Annotated in this window: 15 protein-coding genes; 11 read left to right on the top strand and 4 right to left on the bottom strand. The window is 66.0% G+C overall.

All coding sequences use genetic code 11. The features are described 5' to 3' along the window. Positions 1 to 205: 205 nt before the first annotated feature. The 5 genes from dgcN to coaA all read left to right on the top strand — a co-directional run bounded on the left by dgcN (position 206) and on the right by coaA (position 4,660). Positions 206 to 1,228 carry an N-acetyltransferase DgcN gene (gene dgcN, locus AC0IXR_RS03150; protein WP_471759725.1) on the top strand — a complete coding sequence of 341 codons (1,023 nt, stop codon included), beginning with the start codon at positions 206 to 208 and terminating at the stop codon, positions 1,226 to 1,228. Then, positions 1,225 to 2,214, top strand: coding sequence for an N-acetyl-D-Glu racemase DgcA (gene dgcA / locus AC0IXR_RS03155; protein WP_056432132.1), 990 nt, complete (start codon positions 1,225 to 1,227; stop codon positions 2,212 to 2,214). Before dgcN ends, dgcA begins: the two co-directional genes overlap by 4 nt. 207 nt (positions 2,215 to 2,421) lie before the next feature. After that, positions 2,422 to 3,198, top strand: a complete 777-nt coding sequence (gene hisF, locus AC0IXR_RS03160) for an imidazole glycerol phosphate synthase subunit HisF (protein WP_471759726.1) — start codon at positions 2,422 to 2,424, stop codon at positions 3,196 to 3,198. A gap of 98 nt (positions 3,199 to 3,296) precedes the next feature. Further along, complete coding sequence (locus AC0IXR_RS03165) at positions 3,297 to 3,620, top strand: phosphoribosyl-ATP diphosphatase (protein WP_056432137.1); 324 nt, start codon at positions 3,297 to 3,299, stop codon at positions 3,618 to 3,620. A 65-nt stretch (positions 3,621 to 3,685) separates the two neighbouring features. Then, positions 3,686 to 4,660: a type I pantothenate kinase gene (coaA, locus tag AC0IXR_RS03170; protein WP_056432456.1), complete on the top strand. Its 975-nt coding sequence runs from the start codon at positions 3,686 to 3,688 to the stop codon at positions 4,658 to 4,660. 18 nt (positions 4,661 to 4,678) lie between these two features. On the opposite strand, the gene thpR is transcribed toward coaA, so the two are convergent. Together thpR and AC0IXR_RS03180 are read right to left on the bottom strand one after the other, a co-directional pair. Then, complete coding sequence (thpR, locus tag AC0IXR_RS03175) at positions 4,679 to 5,221, bottom strand: RNA 2',3'-cyclic phosphodiesterase (RefSeq protein ID WP_056432141.1); 543 nt, start codon at positions 5,219 to 5,221, stop codon at positions 4,679 to 4,681. A gap of 4 nt (positions 5,222 to 5,225) precedes the next feature. Further along, positions 5,226 to 5,849: an arylesterase gene (locus AC0IXR_RS03180; protein ID WP_056432459.1), complete on the bottom strand. Its 624-nt coding sequence runs from the start codon at positions 5,847 to 5,849 to the stop codon at positions 5,226 to 5,228. A gap of 72 nt (positions 5,850 to 5,921) precedes the next feature. Here AC0IXR_RS03180 and AC0IXR_RS03185 point away from each other — a divergent pair, with 72 nt between their 5' ends. From AC0IXR_RS03185 to AC0IXR_RS03200, 4 genes are all read left to right on the top strand, one after another. Further along, positions 5,922 to 6,695, top strand: coding sequence for an ABC transporter ATP-binding protein (locus AC0IXR_RS03185; protein WP_244477881.1), 774 nt, complete (start codon positions 5,922 to 5,924; stop codon positions 6,693 to 6,695). A 39-nt stretch (positions 6,696 to 6,734) separates the two neighbouring features. Then, the gene (locus AC0IXR_RS03190; protein ID WP_471759727.1) at positions 6,735 to 9,305 is read left to right on the top strand and encodes an ABC transporter permease; all 2,571 of its coding nucleotides are present in this window, start codon (positions 6,735 to 6,737) and stop codon (positions 9,303 to 9,305) included. A 306-nt stretch (positions 9,306 to 9,611) separates the two neighbouring features. Then, positions 9,612 to 10,379, top strand: coding sequence for a Bax inhibitor-1/YccA family protein (locus tag AC0IXR_RS03195; protein ID WP_471759728.1), 768 nt, complete (start codon positions 9,612 to 9,614; stop codon positions 10,377 to 10,379). Positions 10,380 to 10,481: 102 nt separating this feature from the next. Continuing rightward, complete coding sequence (locus AC0IXR_RS03200) at positions 10,482 to 10,724, top strand: hypothetical protein (RefSeq protein WP_461235374.1); 243 nt, start codon at positions 10,482 to 10,484, stop codon at positions 10,722 to 10,724. A gap of 9 nt (positions 10,725 to 10,733) precedes the next feature. Here the strand turns inward: AC0IXR_RS03200 and AC0IXR_RS03205 are convergent, their stop codons facing one another. Further along, a complete protein-coding gene (locus AC0IXR_RS03205; protein ID WP_056432152.1) occupies positions 10,734 to 11,108 on the bottom strand; it encodes a DUF2794 domain-containing protein in 375 nt (124 codons plus the stop codon). 456 nt (positions 11,109 to 11,564) lie between these two features. Between AC0IXR_RS03205 and bluB the strand changes: the two genes are divergently transcribed. Both bluB and AC0IXR_RS03215 read left to right on the top strand, forming a co-directional pair. After that, positions 11,565 to 12,215 carry a 5,6-dimethylbenzimidazole synthase gene (gene bluB, locus AC0IXR_RS03210; RefSeq protein ID WP_471759729.1) on the top strand — a complete coding sequence of 217 codons (651 nt, stop codon included), beginning with the start codon at positions 11,565 to 11,567 and terminating at the stop codon, positions 12,213 to 12,215. A gap of 187 nt (positions 12,216 to 12,402) precedes the next feature. Next, positions 12,403 to 12,918: a L,D-transpeptidase gene (locus tag AC0IXR_RS03215; protein ID WP_056432157.1), complete on the top strand. Its 516-nt coding sequence runs from the start codon at positions 12,403 to 12,405 to the stop codon at positions 12,916 to 12,918. A gap of 8 nt (positions 12,919 to 12,926) precedes the next feature. Here the strand turns inward: AC0IXR_RS03215 and AC0IXR_RS03220 are convergent, their stop codons facing one another. After that, on the bottom strand, positions 12,927 to 13,145 hold the full coding sequence (locus tag AC0IXR_RS03220; protein ID WP_419951938.1) for a DUF1674 domain-containing protein: 219 nt from the start codon (positions 13,143 to 13,145) through the stop codon (positions 12,927 to 12,929). Between the last annotated feature and the right edge of the window lie 28 nt (positions 13,146 to 13,173).

Consider the following 13,173-nt stretch of genomic DNA (forward strand, 5'->3'; position numbering starts at 1 on the left):
CGGGCACGTCAGAAGGCCGAATGCCTCGGAACGATCCGGCGTCTTGGCTTCCCCTTGCAGGCGAGGCGGCTTCACCGTGGAAGCACAATTCCGTCTGCGTCGATTGCGGGGTTGGCGGCAGTCGCACATTTGGCAGCGCCGCCCGGTTCGCGCATAGACGGCGGGACACGGTCGACAGCCCCCGATTGCGACGGATGCCAGCGCGATGCAGATCGAAACGCCCTACCTGATGTTCCTCGGCGACGTGCCGGATACGCTCGCCGCCAAAACGGCTTACGGCATCGCCGATTGGCGGCCCGAATGGTGCGTCGGCCAGCTGCGCCTTCCCGGATGTGCCGCCGATCTCGGCATCCCCGATCTTACCCTGAGCGACGCCGTGGCCAAGGGCTGCAAGACCATGGTGATCGGCGTCGCCAATGCGGGTGGTGTGCTGCCCCCGCATTGGGTGTCCGAGGTGGTCACAGCGCTCGATGCCGGTCTCGACATCGCCAGTGGCCTGCATGTGCGCCTCGGTTCGATCCCCGAGATCGCCGAAGCGGCCGAGCGGAACGGGCGGCAGCTTCACGATGTCCGCCACACCAGCGAGACCTTCGACACGGGCAAGGGCACGAGGCGGCCCGGCCGGCGCCTGCTCAGCGTCGGCACCGATTGTTCAGTGGGCAAGAAGTACACGGTCCTCGCCCTGGAGCGCGCCATGCGGGAACGCGGGCTCGATGCAGATTTCCGCGCTACGGGGCAGACCGGGGTGTTCATCTCCGGGCGCGGCGTCGCCATCGACGCGGTGGTGGCGGATTTCATCTCCGGCGCCGTGGAGTGGATCGCCCCGGCGGCGGACCCCGACCACTGGGACCTGATCGAGGGGCAGGGGTCGCTCTACCATCCGTCCTTCGCGGGCGTGAGTCTGGGGCTGCTGCACGGCGCCCAGGCCGATGCCTTCGTGGTCTGCCATGAGCCGAGCCGCACCACCATGCGCGGGGTCAAGCACTCGCTTCCCTCGATCCAGCAGGTGATCGACCTGACGATCCAGCTCGGAAGCCTGACCAATCCCGCCATCTGCCCTGTCGGCATCGCCGTGAACACGCAGAAACTTCCGGAGGAGGAGGCGCGAACCCTGCTCCAAGGCCTCACTCGCGATCACGGGCTGCCCGCCACCGATCCGGTTCGCTTCGGTGTCGACGGCATTATCGACCGGATGCTCGCGGAATTTCCCGCCGGGAGCGCCGCATGAGCCGCCGCCTCACCGTCGCCGTGGAGCGCTTTCCTATCGCTGGCGCTTTCACCATCGCTCGAGGCAGCCGCACGGAAGCCGTGGTGGTCCTCGCCACCATCGTCGATGGGGCAGACGGCCATGTGGGGCGCGGCGAATGCGTCCCGTATCCACGCTACGGCGAATCCCCCGAGAGCGTCTGCGCACTGATCTCTGAACAGGCCGACGCCATCGCCTCGGGTGCCACCCGCACGGACCTGCTCACGCGAATGAAGGCTGGCGCCGCACGCAACGCCCTCGATTGCGCCCTGCTCGATCTCGAGGCCAAGCAGATCGGCCGGCCGGCCTGGGAGATTGCCGGGCTCAGCGCACCGCAGGTCGCCACCACCGCCTACACGTTGAGCCTCGGTACGCCCGAAAGCATGGAGGAGGCCGCCCGGGGGGCTGCCCATCGCCCCCTTCTCAAGGTCAAGCTCGGCGGTGAGGGCGACCCCGAGCGCATCGCCGCCGTGCGTCGCGGCGCACCGCATTCACGCCTCATCGTCGATGCGAACGAGGCGTGGCGCGCGAACACGATCGAGGCGAACCTCGCCGCCTGCGTCGCTGCGGGCGTCGGCCTGATCGAGCAGCCGCTCCCGGCAGGGGAGGACGACCTTCTCGCCCAGATCCCGCGGCCGATTCCGATTTGCGCCGACGAAAGCCTGCACGACCGTGCCGGCCTTGATGCTCTCTCCAACCGCTACGATGCCATCAACATCAAGCTCGACAAGGCCGGTGGCCTCACCGAAGCAGTGATGCTGGCGCACGAAGCGAAGGCGCGAGGCCTCTCGCTGATGATCGGCTGCATGGTCGGCACCTCGCTCGCCATGGCCCCGGCGATGCTGCTCGCCCACCATGCCGATTACGTGGATCTCGATGGGCCGCTGCTCCTGGCGCGGGACCGCGACCCGGCTCTGCGCTTCGACGGCAGCCTCATCCATCCTCCGACACCCGATCTGTGGGGATAGGGCCACCGGAATCATCGCGGGGAGGCCAAACCCGGCTGACGCGGATCACGAAAGGGTGTTTCGGCAGGATCGGCCGCCTTTCAAATCTGCAGAGTTGATCCTGCAAAATCGTGCCGATCCGCACCATCGAGTTGACGGAACGGTGCCCGGACGGGCATGGCCCGATGCCTGCGACCGGAGTCCGGCTGCAAGCGTGACAGGTCCACCATGTTGAAGACCCGCATCATCCCCTGCCTCGACGTGAAGGACGGGCGCGTCGTTAAAGGCGTCCAGTTCCTCGAACTGCGCGATGCCGGCGATCCCGTCGAGGCGGCCAAGGCCTATGACGCGGCCGGCGCGGACGAACTCTGCTTCCTCGACATCACCGCAAGCCACGAGGCGCGCGGCACCCTACTGGATGTGGTGAGCCGGACCGCCGAGGCCTGTTTCATGCCGCTCACCGTGGGTGGAGGCGTACGCACGGTGGAGGACATCCGCACGCTTCTGCTCGCCGGGGCCGACAAGGTCTCCATCAACACGGCGGCGGTGAAGGATCCGTCCTTCGTCGAGCGTGGTGCTCTCAAATTCGGCAGCCAGTGCATCGTGGTCGCCATCGACGCCAAGCGCACCTCGGCGCCGGGGGAGCCCGATGCCTGGCAGATCTTCACCCATGGCGGGCGCACCCCCACCGGTCTCGACGCCATCGACTTCGCCCGCAGCGTGGCGGCTCGCGGCGCCGGTGAGCTTCTGGTCACCTCCATGGACCGCGACGGGATGCGCTCGGGCTACGACATCGCCCTGACCCGGGCGATCTCGGACGCGGTCTCCGTGCCGGTGATCGCCTCCGGCGGCGTCGGCGGCCTCGACGACCTCGTGGCGGGCGTGCGCGACGGGGGCGCCAGCGCGGTTCTCGCCGCATCGATCTTCCATTTCGGCCAGCACAGCGTCGCCGAGGCCAAGGCACATATGGCGGCGGCCGGCCTGCGCATGCGGCTCGATCCGTGATGCGCCCCCTCGACCCCACCCTTGCCCAATTCAGCCCCGTGCCGCAGGCTCCGGCCCGTGGAGCGCGCGGCCCCGCCCGCCAACGTCCCTAGGATCGCATGACCGATTTCACTCTGAGCGACCTGGAGGCCGTGGTGGCCGACCGCGCCGCCGCACCACCGGACCAATCCTATACCGCCAAGCTCCTTGCCGGCGGGCCGGCAAAGCCCGCTAAAAAACTCGGCGAGGAGGCCGTCGAGGCCGCCATCGCTGCGGTCCAGGGGGACCGGGCAGGCTTGGTGAGCGAGGCGGCGGATGTGCTCTACCATCTCCTTGTTGTGCTGCGTGCCGGCGGCATCGGCCTGCCGGAGGTGATGGCGGAACTTCAGCGTCGTACGGCGCAGAGCGGCATCGCCGAAAAGGCGGCCCGGAGGCAGACGTGACCGTCGAGCCCCAACGGCCCGTGGCCTCCGTGATTGGGCGCGAACCGGCTCTCGGCCGCGGCCTCGTGCTGGGCCAGGATCCCGTGACTGGGATCGGCCCGGAGCGACTGTCGCCCTACCGACTGTTTTCCCGGGACGAGTGGGCCCAATTGCGCGCCGAGACGCCGCTCACCCTGACGAGCGACGATGTCAGCCGCCTGCAATCCCTCAACGATCCCATCTCCATTGAGGAGGTGGTGGCGATCTACTTGCCCTTGTCGCGTCTTCTCTCGCTTTACGTCGCGGCCACGCAGGGGCTGTTTAAAGCAACCCAGCGCTTCCTCCTCGCTGAGCACGAGGCCAAGGTCCCCTACATCATCGGCGTCGCCGGATCGGTGGCGGTGGGGAAATCCACCACGGCCCGCGTGCTAAAGGCACTGCTGGCGCGCTGGCCCAATACTCCGAAGGTCGATCTCATCACCACGGACGGGTTCCTGCACCCGAATGCCGAGCTGAAGCGCATGGGCGCGATGGAGCGCAAGGGGTTTCCCGAGAGCTACGACACGGCGGCGCTTCTGCGCTTTCTCACCGACATCAAGGCCGGCAAGAAACGCGTGGCCGCGCCGCTCTATTCCCACCTCGTCTACGATGTGGTGCCGGGCGAGGAACGGGTGGTGGAATCCCCCGACATCCTCATCGTGGAAGGCCTCAACGTCCTCCAGCCGGCGCGCCTGCCGCGCGATGGGACCGCGATCCCCTTCGTCTCCGACTTCTTCGACTTCTCGATCTATCTCGACGGTCACGAGGACGACCTGCACCGCTGGTACGTCAACCGCTTCCTGCGCCTGCGCCAGACCGCCTTCCGGGATCCGCTCTCGTATTTCCGGAAATACGCCGAAGTGACGGAGGCCGAGGCCCTAGAGATCGCCGACAATCTTTGGACCACGATCAACCTGCCCAACTTGCGCGACAACATCCTGCCGACGCGCCAACGAGCGAGCCTGATCCTGGCCAAGGGCGCGAGCCACCGTATCGAGAGCGTAGCGCTGCGGCGGTTGTGAAACGGCCCATGAGCGTCGTTATCCTAGCGGATACGCCGCCTCCACCACATACGGTCCTCCGCCTCGCGATTCCCGCGCCGAGAACAGCGCCACCCGTGTTGCGGTGAACCTCAGCGTCGCAAAAAGCCCCGCCTCGGCGATGTACCCTGCCACATCCGCCGCCTGGGTGTCGCGGCGGTTGAGGCGGGCGAGCGTGACGTGCGGCGTGAACTTGCGCCGTTCCGGCTCAGCTCCGGCTGCCCGGGCGATGCGCTCGTGCTCGTCTTGCAGGTCGAGCAGGTCGGGTGAAGCCGCTACGCTGGCGATGATCGCGCGAGGTTTGTCCCCGCCGAACGCGTCGAGGCCGGACAGCGTCACGTTGATGAATGGGCGCGGGCGCGCGTCGACAAGTCCCGCATGAAACGCCTCGGCTACATCCTCTTCAACGTCGCCGAGGAAGCGCAGGGTGATGTGAAGGTCACCGCGCTCGATCCAGCGCGCGCCGCGAAGGCCGCATTGGTAGCGCGTCAGCGCCTCCGCTGCGTCGTCCGGGATTTCTATGGCTGTGAACAGGCGGGGCATCGGGTTACTTCGACGCCGTGCCGAGCTTGTCGAGGAAGGTCTCGACGGTGGGCAGGATGCCGGCCACGATCGTCTCGACGCCCTTCACATTGGGATGGAGCCCGTCTTCTAGGTTGAAGCGCCGGTCGCCCACGATGCCATCGAGGAAGAACGGGTAGAGGACGAGTCCGTATCGCGACGCCAGATCAGGATAAATCGCGTCGAACCGCGCGACGTAATCCGGCCCGAGATTGGTCGAGGCCTTCATGCCCGCGAGCAGGACCGGAATGTTGCGGGCCTTCAAGCGCGATACGATGGTGTCGAGGGCCTTCTTGGTCACGGCGGGGTCGGTGCCGCGCAGCATGTCGTTGGCACCAAGTTCGAGGATCACCCCATCGGTCCCGTCCGGAACGGACCAGTCGAGCCGGTCGAGGCCCCCGGTGCTGGTATCGCCGGACACGCCGGCATTGGCGATGGAGACCTCGCGTCCCCTTGCCTTCAACTCTCGTTCCAGCACTGAGGGGAAGGCCGCTGCCGAGGGCAGGCGATAACCGGCCGTGAGGCTGTCGCCGAAGGCCACGATGTTGAGCGGGCGGGAGGCGGCGTGGCCGATTCCTGTTCCAGCGCCGAGTGCGGCAAAGAGCGTCATCGCGAGGGCCGTCCGGCGCGAGTGCTGGCGCGGCGCTCTTTGACCGACCATATCGACGCCGATGCGTGACGTATGACACAGACCCATTCGCGCACAGCCCTGACCTATGGTGTTCATGACGATGATCTCACACAGATCGGTCCTGCCTTGATACCCGGCAAGGTCCAGAGCCCGGCGATCGCCCTTTCGAAGATCGATCTCAGTCTCGGCCGGGGGGCGGCCCGGGTGCATGTCCTGCGCGGCATCTCCCTCGAAGTAGCGCGCGGCGAGGCTGTAGGGCTGGTCGGCCCCTCGGGCTCCGGCAAGTCGACGCTTCTCATGGTGATGGCCGGCCTGGAGCGCGCGGAATCGGGAAGCATCCACGTGGAGGGCACCGATCTCGGGACGCTCGACGAGGATGCCCTGGCGCGGTTTCGTGGGCGGCGCATCGGCATCGTGTTCCAGGCCTTCCATCTCGTCCCGACGATGACGGCCCTGGAGAACGTCGCCCTTCCCCTCGAACTCGCCGACAAGGCCGACGCACATGAGCGAGCCAAGGCCGAGCTCGAAGCGGTCGGCCTCGGTCACCGTCTCCATCACTATCCGGCCCAGCTCTCCGGGGGAGAGCAACAGCGCGTCGCCATCGCCCGTGCCATCGCTCCGGACCCGGCAATCCTCGTTGCCGACGAGCCGACGGGCAATCTCGACGAAGCCACGGGCCGCCAGATCGTGGATCTGCTCTTCGCACTCAAGCGCGACCGGGGCGCGACCCTCGTCCTTGTGACCCATGATCCCGGCCTCGCCCGGCTCTGCGACCGCACCGTGCGCCTGCGCTCCGGGCGGGTGGATGAGGCGGTGGCGGCGTGATTCCGCTGAACTCCCGCGTTCGGCGGAAGGTCTGACCCCATGCACGGCACCCTGCCTCGGCCCGCTCCGAAACCGAGCCGCGTTCCACTGACGCTCCGCCTCGCATTCCGTGAATTGCGTGGCGGCCTTTCCGGTTTCGCGGTGTTCCTCGCCTGCATCGCGCTGGGCGTCGCGGCCATTGCCGGTGTCGCCTCGATCTCGCGCTCGCTCACGGATGGTCTCGGTCGCGAGGGCAAGCGCATCCTCGGCGGCGACCTGACCTACAGCCTCATAAACCGTGAGGCGACATCGGACGAGCGTGCCGTCCTCGACGCACAGGGCAATGTTTCGGTGGTGACGACCTTGCGCGCCATGGCTCTGGCTGGCGACAAGGGCGCCGCTCTCGTGGAAATGAAGGCCGTTGACGGCGCCTATCCCGCCGCCGGGGACCTCATGACCGACCCCGACACGCCGCTCTCCGGTCTGCTGGCCGAGAAGGATGGGGTATTCGGCGCGGTCGCCGACCCGCTCCTTCTTACGCGCCTCGACCTGAAGGTCGGCGATAGGATCGAGATCGCCGGTAAGCCGATTGCCATACGTGCCACTCTGGTCTCCGAGCCGGACAAGATCGCCAACGGCATCGGCTTCGGCCCGCGCCTCCTGGTTTCCGCCGCGACCCTACAAGCGACGAGTCTGATCCGACCGGGCAGCCTCAACCGCTGGAGCTATCGCATCCAGGCGCCCGAAGCCGACGATGCGGAGCTGGAGCGACGGATCGCAACCATCGCCAAGGCGGCACCGGATGCGGGCTGGGAGATGCGCTCGCGCTCGAACGCCGATCCGCGCTTTGCCAAGAGCGTCGAGCGCTTCACGCAGTTCCTCACTTTGGTCGGTCTCACCGCATTGATCGTCGGCGGTGTCGGCGTCGCCAATGCGGTGAACGCTTTCGTCGCGAGGAAACGCGGCTCCATCGCTACCCTGAAGAGCGTCGGCGCGCCGGGCGGACAAGTAGTCGCCATCTACCTGACGCAGGTGATGCTGGTCGCCGGCCTCGGTACCGCATTCGGCCTCGTGATCGGGGCGGGATTACCGTTCCTCCTCGACATGCTGTTCCACAATGCGCTTCCGCTGCCGCTGAACCCGACCCTAGCACCAGGGGAATTGCTGCTCGCCGCTGCCTACGGCCTTCTGACGGCGCTCGCCTTCGCCATCATTCCTCTCGGCCACGCCCATGACGTGCCGGTCTCCGGCCTGTTCCGAGACGTCATCGATCCCGACACCCGCAAGACGCGGCTCCGCTATCGCCTGATCCTCGTCGCTGCGCTCGCGACCCTGGTAACGCTAGCGCTCGCCACGGCGTTCGACCGCAGGGTGGCCTTGATGTTCAACGTGGCGGCCGGACTTGCCTTCGGACTCCTGCGCCTCGTCGCTCTCGGCCTCATGGCTTTGGCGCGGCGTCTGCCTCGCCCGCGCTCGGCCGCGCCCCGCATGGCGCTCGCCAACCTGCACCGCCCCGGTGCCCTCACCCCCGCCATCGTCCTGTCCCTGGGCCTCGGCGTGACATTGCTGGTGACGCTGAGCCTGATCGACGCCAATGTTCGCCGGACGCTGACAAGTTCCTTGCCGGCCCGTGCACCGAACCTGTTCTTCCTCGATATCCCGGCGGCAGAAGCGGACGGGTTCCACGCGGCACTCGGCCAACTCGCGCCGGGCGCCAAGATCGAGCGCGTGCCGATGATGCGTGGGCGCATCGTCGCCATCAACGGGGTTCCGGCAGCCGCGATCAAACCGCCGGAGGATGCCGCCTGGGTGCTCGATGGCGACCGCGGCATCACCTATGCCGAGGATCTTCCCGAGGGATCGAACCTCGTTGCGGGCTCTTGGTGGAACGCCGAGGAGGGGGCGAAACCCCTGGTCTCGTTCGACTCGGAATTGGCGCGCAGTCTCAGTCTCTCCGTGGGCGGCACCGTCACGGTGAACGTGCTCGGGCGGAATCTGACGGCCACGGTCGCCAATCTCCGCAAGGTCGAATGGCGCAACCTCGGCATCAACTTCGTCATGGTGTTCTCTCCCGGTACCTTCCGGGGCGCGCCGCATTCGGACCTTGCCACCTTGACGCTGGGCGGCGGGCCGGATGCCAAGGCCGAGGCCGTGATCCTACGCGATATTGCACGCGCCTTCCCGTCTGTGACCAGCGTGCGGGTGAAAGACGCTCTCGATACGGTCAACGATATCGTCGGCAAGCTGGTGCTGGCGATCCGTGGCGCCAGTGGCGTCGCCGTAGTGGCGAGCCTGTTCGTTCTCGCGGGTGCCATCGCGGCGGGGCACGGAGCCCGGTTGTACGACGCCGTCGTGCTGAAGGTACTGGGCGCCACCCGGGGTCGCCTGCTCCTGGCCTACACATTGGAATACGGCGCATTGGGGCTAGCCACCGCCGTGTTCGGGCTCCTTGCCGGAACGCTGGCGGGTTGGGCCATCGTCACCCGCGTGATGAAGCTCGACTTCGCCCTCGACCTCTCGGGCGCCCTCGTCGCATCCACCCTCGCGGTGGCGTTCGCGATCCTCCTCGGCCTTGCCGGGACTTGGCGCATCCTCGGTCAGAAGCCGGCACCTTACCTGCGCCGATTCTGATCCGGGCGAGGATAGGCCTATCCTCGCGAGTTCGGTGGGAATGAGCCGGCGAAAGTCATGCTTTATGAAATGTCACTATAGCTCTACCGTGCCGGGTGAATGATGAACCCGATTTAATCCGCGTGGCCGCAAATAAAGATCGCGCTCAGAAGCTATGATTCTGGGCGCACAAAGCTCGGCCGCCCCCTTGTGCGGAGCGGCATGACGGAACATATTTCGGCTCAAGGCGCGGTCACGTGCCAGAGGTCCTGTGCGTGAGCCTCGGTTCCAAATCACACGCTGAGAGAGCTTCCAAGGGAAACTCCCATGGCATTCGATAATAGCCCCTTCCGCTACGGCGCCCAGCCGCAGGGTTATGCCGGCTCGCAGGTCGAGGTCGACCAGGGCCTGCGCACCTTCATGCTCGGCGTCTACAACAATATGGTCATCGGCCTCGGGATCTCGGGCCTCGTGGCCCTTGGCCTGAACATGGCTGCGACCGCCCAGACGGCGACGGGCAAGCTCGCCCTGACCCCGTTCGGCCAGATGCTCTACACCAGCCCGCTGAAGTGGGTCCTCATGCTGGCGCCTCTCGCGTTCATCTTCATCTTCACGATGCGGATGGACAAGATGTCGGCCTCGTCCGCTCGACTGACCTTCTTCGCCTTCGCGGCGGTGATGGGCGCGTCGATGTCGACCCTGCTGCTCGTCTTCACGGGCGCCAGTGTCGTTCGGGTCTTCTTCATCACGGCGGCCACGTTCGGCGGTCTCAGCCTCTACGGCTACACCACCAAGCGCAGCCTTTCGGGGATGGGCTCGTTCCTGATCATGGGCGTGATCGGCCTCTTCATCGCCTCGATCGTGAATATCTTCCTTGCTTCCAGCGCGCTTCAGTTCGCCATCTCGGTTCTCGGCGTCCTGATCTTCGCGGGCCTTACCGCCTACGACACGCAGAAGCTCAAGGAGATGTTCCTCTACAGCGGTGCCGATGCCGAAGGCGCGGTCAAGCTGTCGGTGAACGGCGCTCTGACCCTCTACCTGGACTTCATCAACATGTTCCAGTTCCTCCTCCAGCTCCTCGGCGACCGTCGCTAAACGAGCTTTATGGGACACGGAGCGAGAAGGCCTCGGCGGAAACGCCGGGGCCTTTTGCGTTGGCTGCAGCAAGGCGAGGATGTTGCTGTGGGAAAGCCCGTAGTGCCGAAGATCGTGAGAGGTTCGGGGAGTGACACCCCACCTCCGAGCGATGTGCCGACTTACGCCATTGTCGGCGCGAGCGTTGCCGCCGCGATAGGCACAGGCGCATGGGCCGGCTTCGGTGTCGGCATCGTCGTGGGCATCATCAGTTTGGTTGTACTCGGCGGTCTGTATTCCGTGATCGCGTACCGGTTGGGTTGGCCCCCCATCCGATGGGAGACGATCCCGTTCTTCATTCCGTGATGTCAGGGTTCACACTACCCGTAAGGGCTTCTCCAGCACCGCTAGGACGCGGGCGAGGTCATGGCCGCGCTTGAGCACAATGCCGGCGGCAGAAATCACCGAGTAAGCGCCCTGTCGACGGGCGAGCTTAGGATCCTTCTCGACCCTGAACAAAGCCGTCTCGGACGAGCGGCGATAGATCGAGAACACTGCCTTGTCGCGGCGGAAGTCGAGGGCATAGTCGCGCCATTCTCCGGCGGACACCATGCGGCCGTAGAGGTTGAACAGGGTCCTGAGCTCGGAGCGGTCGAAGGCGACCTGTGGTACAACCGGGGCCGTCGGGAAAGGCACGACGCGGTTGGACGAATCCTGTGATCGCGGCTCGGCTCCGATCCTCTCGTCCATCCTCGCTCCTCGGTTTCGGCGACCCAACGGACGCCATGAGGAGCAGATGATGGGCCTCTCGATCCGAGGCCGCAAGCCCAGCCAGCCGTCGAGTGCGCTGCGGCACCGGCTACGGACGGGCAACACAACATCACGATTTCGCCGCGTTATTGCCCATCGTCGGCCTTGATAGAAGATGATACCTGTGGCCGAACCTCGTCGGTTCCGTGCTCGGTCGGGTGACCGATATCCATGCTCCCCAGCTTTCGGGAGCTCGCCGATGCCACGGAAGCGGCACTCCAGAGGTTTCGAGACCCAAGGACTTCAGGCCGCCTCTCCGGAGTGCGGCCTTTTTTTCTGCCATGCGGGCGTGCTCTGGTTTAAAAACCTCCCTGGCTGCGGCAGGCGCACAATCACTTCTCTCCCTGTGCATCTCGGCATTGGTCGCTAACAGGGTCCAGCGGTCATAAGCCCGCAATGAGGAGATGTCCGATCGTGACGAGTTTCGACCCCGGCTTTCGCGAGACGCTTGGCGACCTGATTGCCTGGCGTCGAGACGTGCGCCGCTTTCGGGCCGATCCGGTCGACGACGCCGTCTTGCGCCAATGCCTCAACCTTGCTTGTCTGAGTCCATCGGTCGGCAACAGCCAGCCGTGGCGCTTCGTCCGCGTCACCGATCCTGACAGGCGGGCGGCGGTGGTTGATAATTTCGAGCGCTGCAACGGCAGTGCGGCGGAAACCTACGATTCGGAGCGTCGGGAAGCCTATAACCGGTTGAAGCTTGCGGGTTTGCGCGAGGCGCCGATCCATCTTGTGGTCTTCTGCGACGAAGCGACGGAATGCGGCTACGGGCTCGGCCGCGCCACCATGCCGGAAATGTTGCGCTACTCGGTGGTGACCGCCGTGCATACATTCTGGCTGGCAGCGCGCGCCCATGGGATCGGTGTGGGCTGGGTCTCGATCATCGAGCCGGACGGGGTTACCCGCCTTCTCGATGTTCCTCCGACGTGGCGCCTCGTCGCTTATCTCTGCGTTGGCTATCCCGTGGAGGAGCACGAGGATCCCGAACTCGTCCGGCATGGCTGGCAGGAGCGGGACAGGGCGGCGACCGGGCTGCTGGAGCGATGAAGCTACCGGTCTTAACGAAAGCCTACCCGGATCATTCGCTTTTATTCGGAACACCCTAGGCCACGCTTAACTGCCCGGCGCGATATGCGTGCGTATCCCCCGGATAGGGCGCTCCGGTAACCGGAACCGCAACTTCGAGAGCTGCTTATCGTGAAGCTCACGGTCACGGTTTCGAGGACGACACCAAATGTTCGCGCGTCATGGGTTCACTGTTTATCTGGCCGGAACAATCCTCAGTGTCGGGTTTGCGGCGACACCCGCCGCATCCCGTGAGCTCGTTGCCTTCGATCAAGCGGTCATGCCCGGCACGGTCGTGGTCAGAACCTCAGAGCGGCGGCTCTACCTCGTCAACGGTGACGGCACGGCGATCCGCTATCCGGTGGCGGTGGGCAAGCCCGGCAAGCAATGGACCGGCGCCACCACCATCGACGGCAAGTATGTGGAGCCGGCTTGGTCGCCGCCGCGGGAGGTGAAGCGCGACAATCCGCGACTGCCCGACGTCATCGCCGGCGGCTCGCCGCATAACCCGATGGGCGCGGCGGCAATGACGCTTGCCGGCGGTGAATACGCCATTCACGGCACCAACCGCCCGAACTCGGTGGGTACATACGCATCTTACGGCTGCATCCGCATGTACAACCAGGATGTGGTCGATCTCTACGGGCGCGTCTCCGTTGGAACGCAGGTCTACGTCACGCGCTGAGACCTCGCTTAAAAATCGACGGCGATGCCTTTCACTTCCCAATCGTCGTAACGAACAGGCTCGAGGCCGCCACGGCCCTGGCGCTCTCGCGCGGCGGATATCTCCGCCGCCTTCGCATCGATGGCCGCGCGTCGGTCGGCAGCCTCGGCCAAAGCACGCTCGGCGGCGGGTGTCAGCCCCGCGCGGGGCGGGATCTCGGCGTTTTCCGCGTTGTCGGGCGTTGTCATGGCTTGCATCTCAGTGGGCCGGATGGGA

This window comes from Methylobacterium sp. AC832, assembly GCF_979256025.1.

Excerpts from the sequence above, each read along its gene's own strand:
- dgcN (WP_471759725.1), top strand. The coding sequence starts at position 206 with ATGCAGATCGAAACGCCCTACCTGATGTTCCTCGGCGACGTGCCGGAT.
- dgcA (WP_056432132.1), top strand. The coding sequence starts at position 1,225 with ATGAGCCGCCGCCTCACCGTCGCCGTGGAGCGCTTTCCTATCGCTGGC.
- hisF (WP_471759726.1), top strand. The coding sequence starts at position 2,422 with ATGTTGAAGACCCGCATCATCCCCTGCCTCGACGTGAAGGACGGGCGC.
- AC0IXR_RS03165 (WP_056432137.1), top strand. The coding sequence starts at position 3,297 with ATGACCGATTTCACTCTGAGCGACCTGGAGGCCGTGGTGGCCGACCGC.
- thpR (WP_056432141.1), bottom strand. The coding sequence starts at position 5,221 with ATGCCCCGCCTGTTCACAGCCATAGAAATCCCGGACGACGCAGCGGAG.
- AC0IXR_RS03180 (WP_056432459.1), bottom strand. The coding sequence starts at position 5,849 with ATGACGCTCTTTGCCGCACTCGGCGCTGGAACAGGAATCGGCCACGCC.
- AC0IXR_RS03185 (WP_244477881.1), top strand. The coding sequence starts at position 5,922 with ATGACACAGACCCATTCGCGCACAGCCCTGACCTATGGTGTTCATGAC.
- AC0IXR_RS03190 (WP_471759727.1), top strand. The coding sequence starts at position 6,735 with ATGCACGGCACCCTGCCTCGGCCCGCTCCGAAACCGAGCCGCGTTCCA.
- AC0IXR_RS03195 (WP_471759728.1), top strand. The coding sequence starts at position 9,612 with ATGGCATTCGATAATAGCCCCTTCCGCTACGGCGCCCAGCCGCAGGGT.
- AC0IXR_RS03205 (WP_056432152.1), bottom strand. The coding sequence starts at position 11,108 with ATGGACGAGAGGATCGGAGCCGAGCCGCGATCACAGGATTCGTCCAAC.
- bluB (WP_471759729.1), top strand. The coding sequence starts at position 11,565 with ATGAGGAGATGTCCGATCGTGACGAGTTTCGACCCCGGCTTTCGCGAG.
- AC0IXR_RS03215 (WP_056432157.1), top strand. The coding sequence starts at position 12,403 with ATGTTCGCGCGTCATGGGTTCACTGTTTATCTGGCCGGAACAATCCTC.
- AC0IXR_RS03220 (WP_419951938.1), bottom strand. The coding sequence starts at position 13,145 with ATGACAACGCCCGACAACGCGGAAAACGCCGAGATCCCGCCCCGCGCG.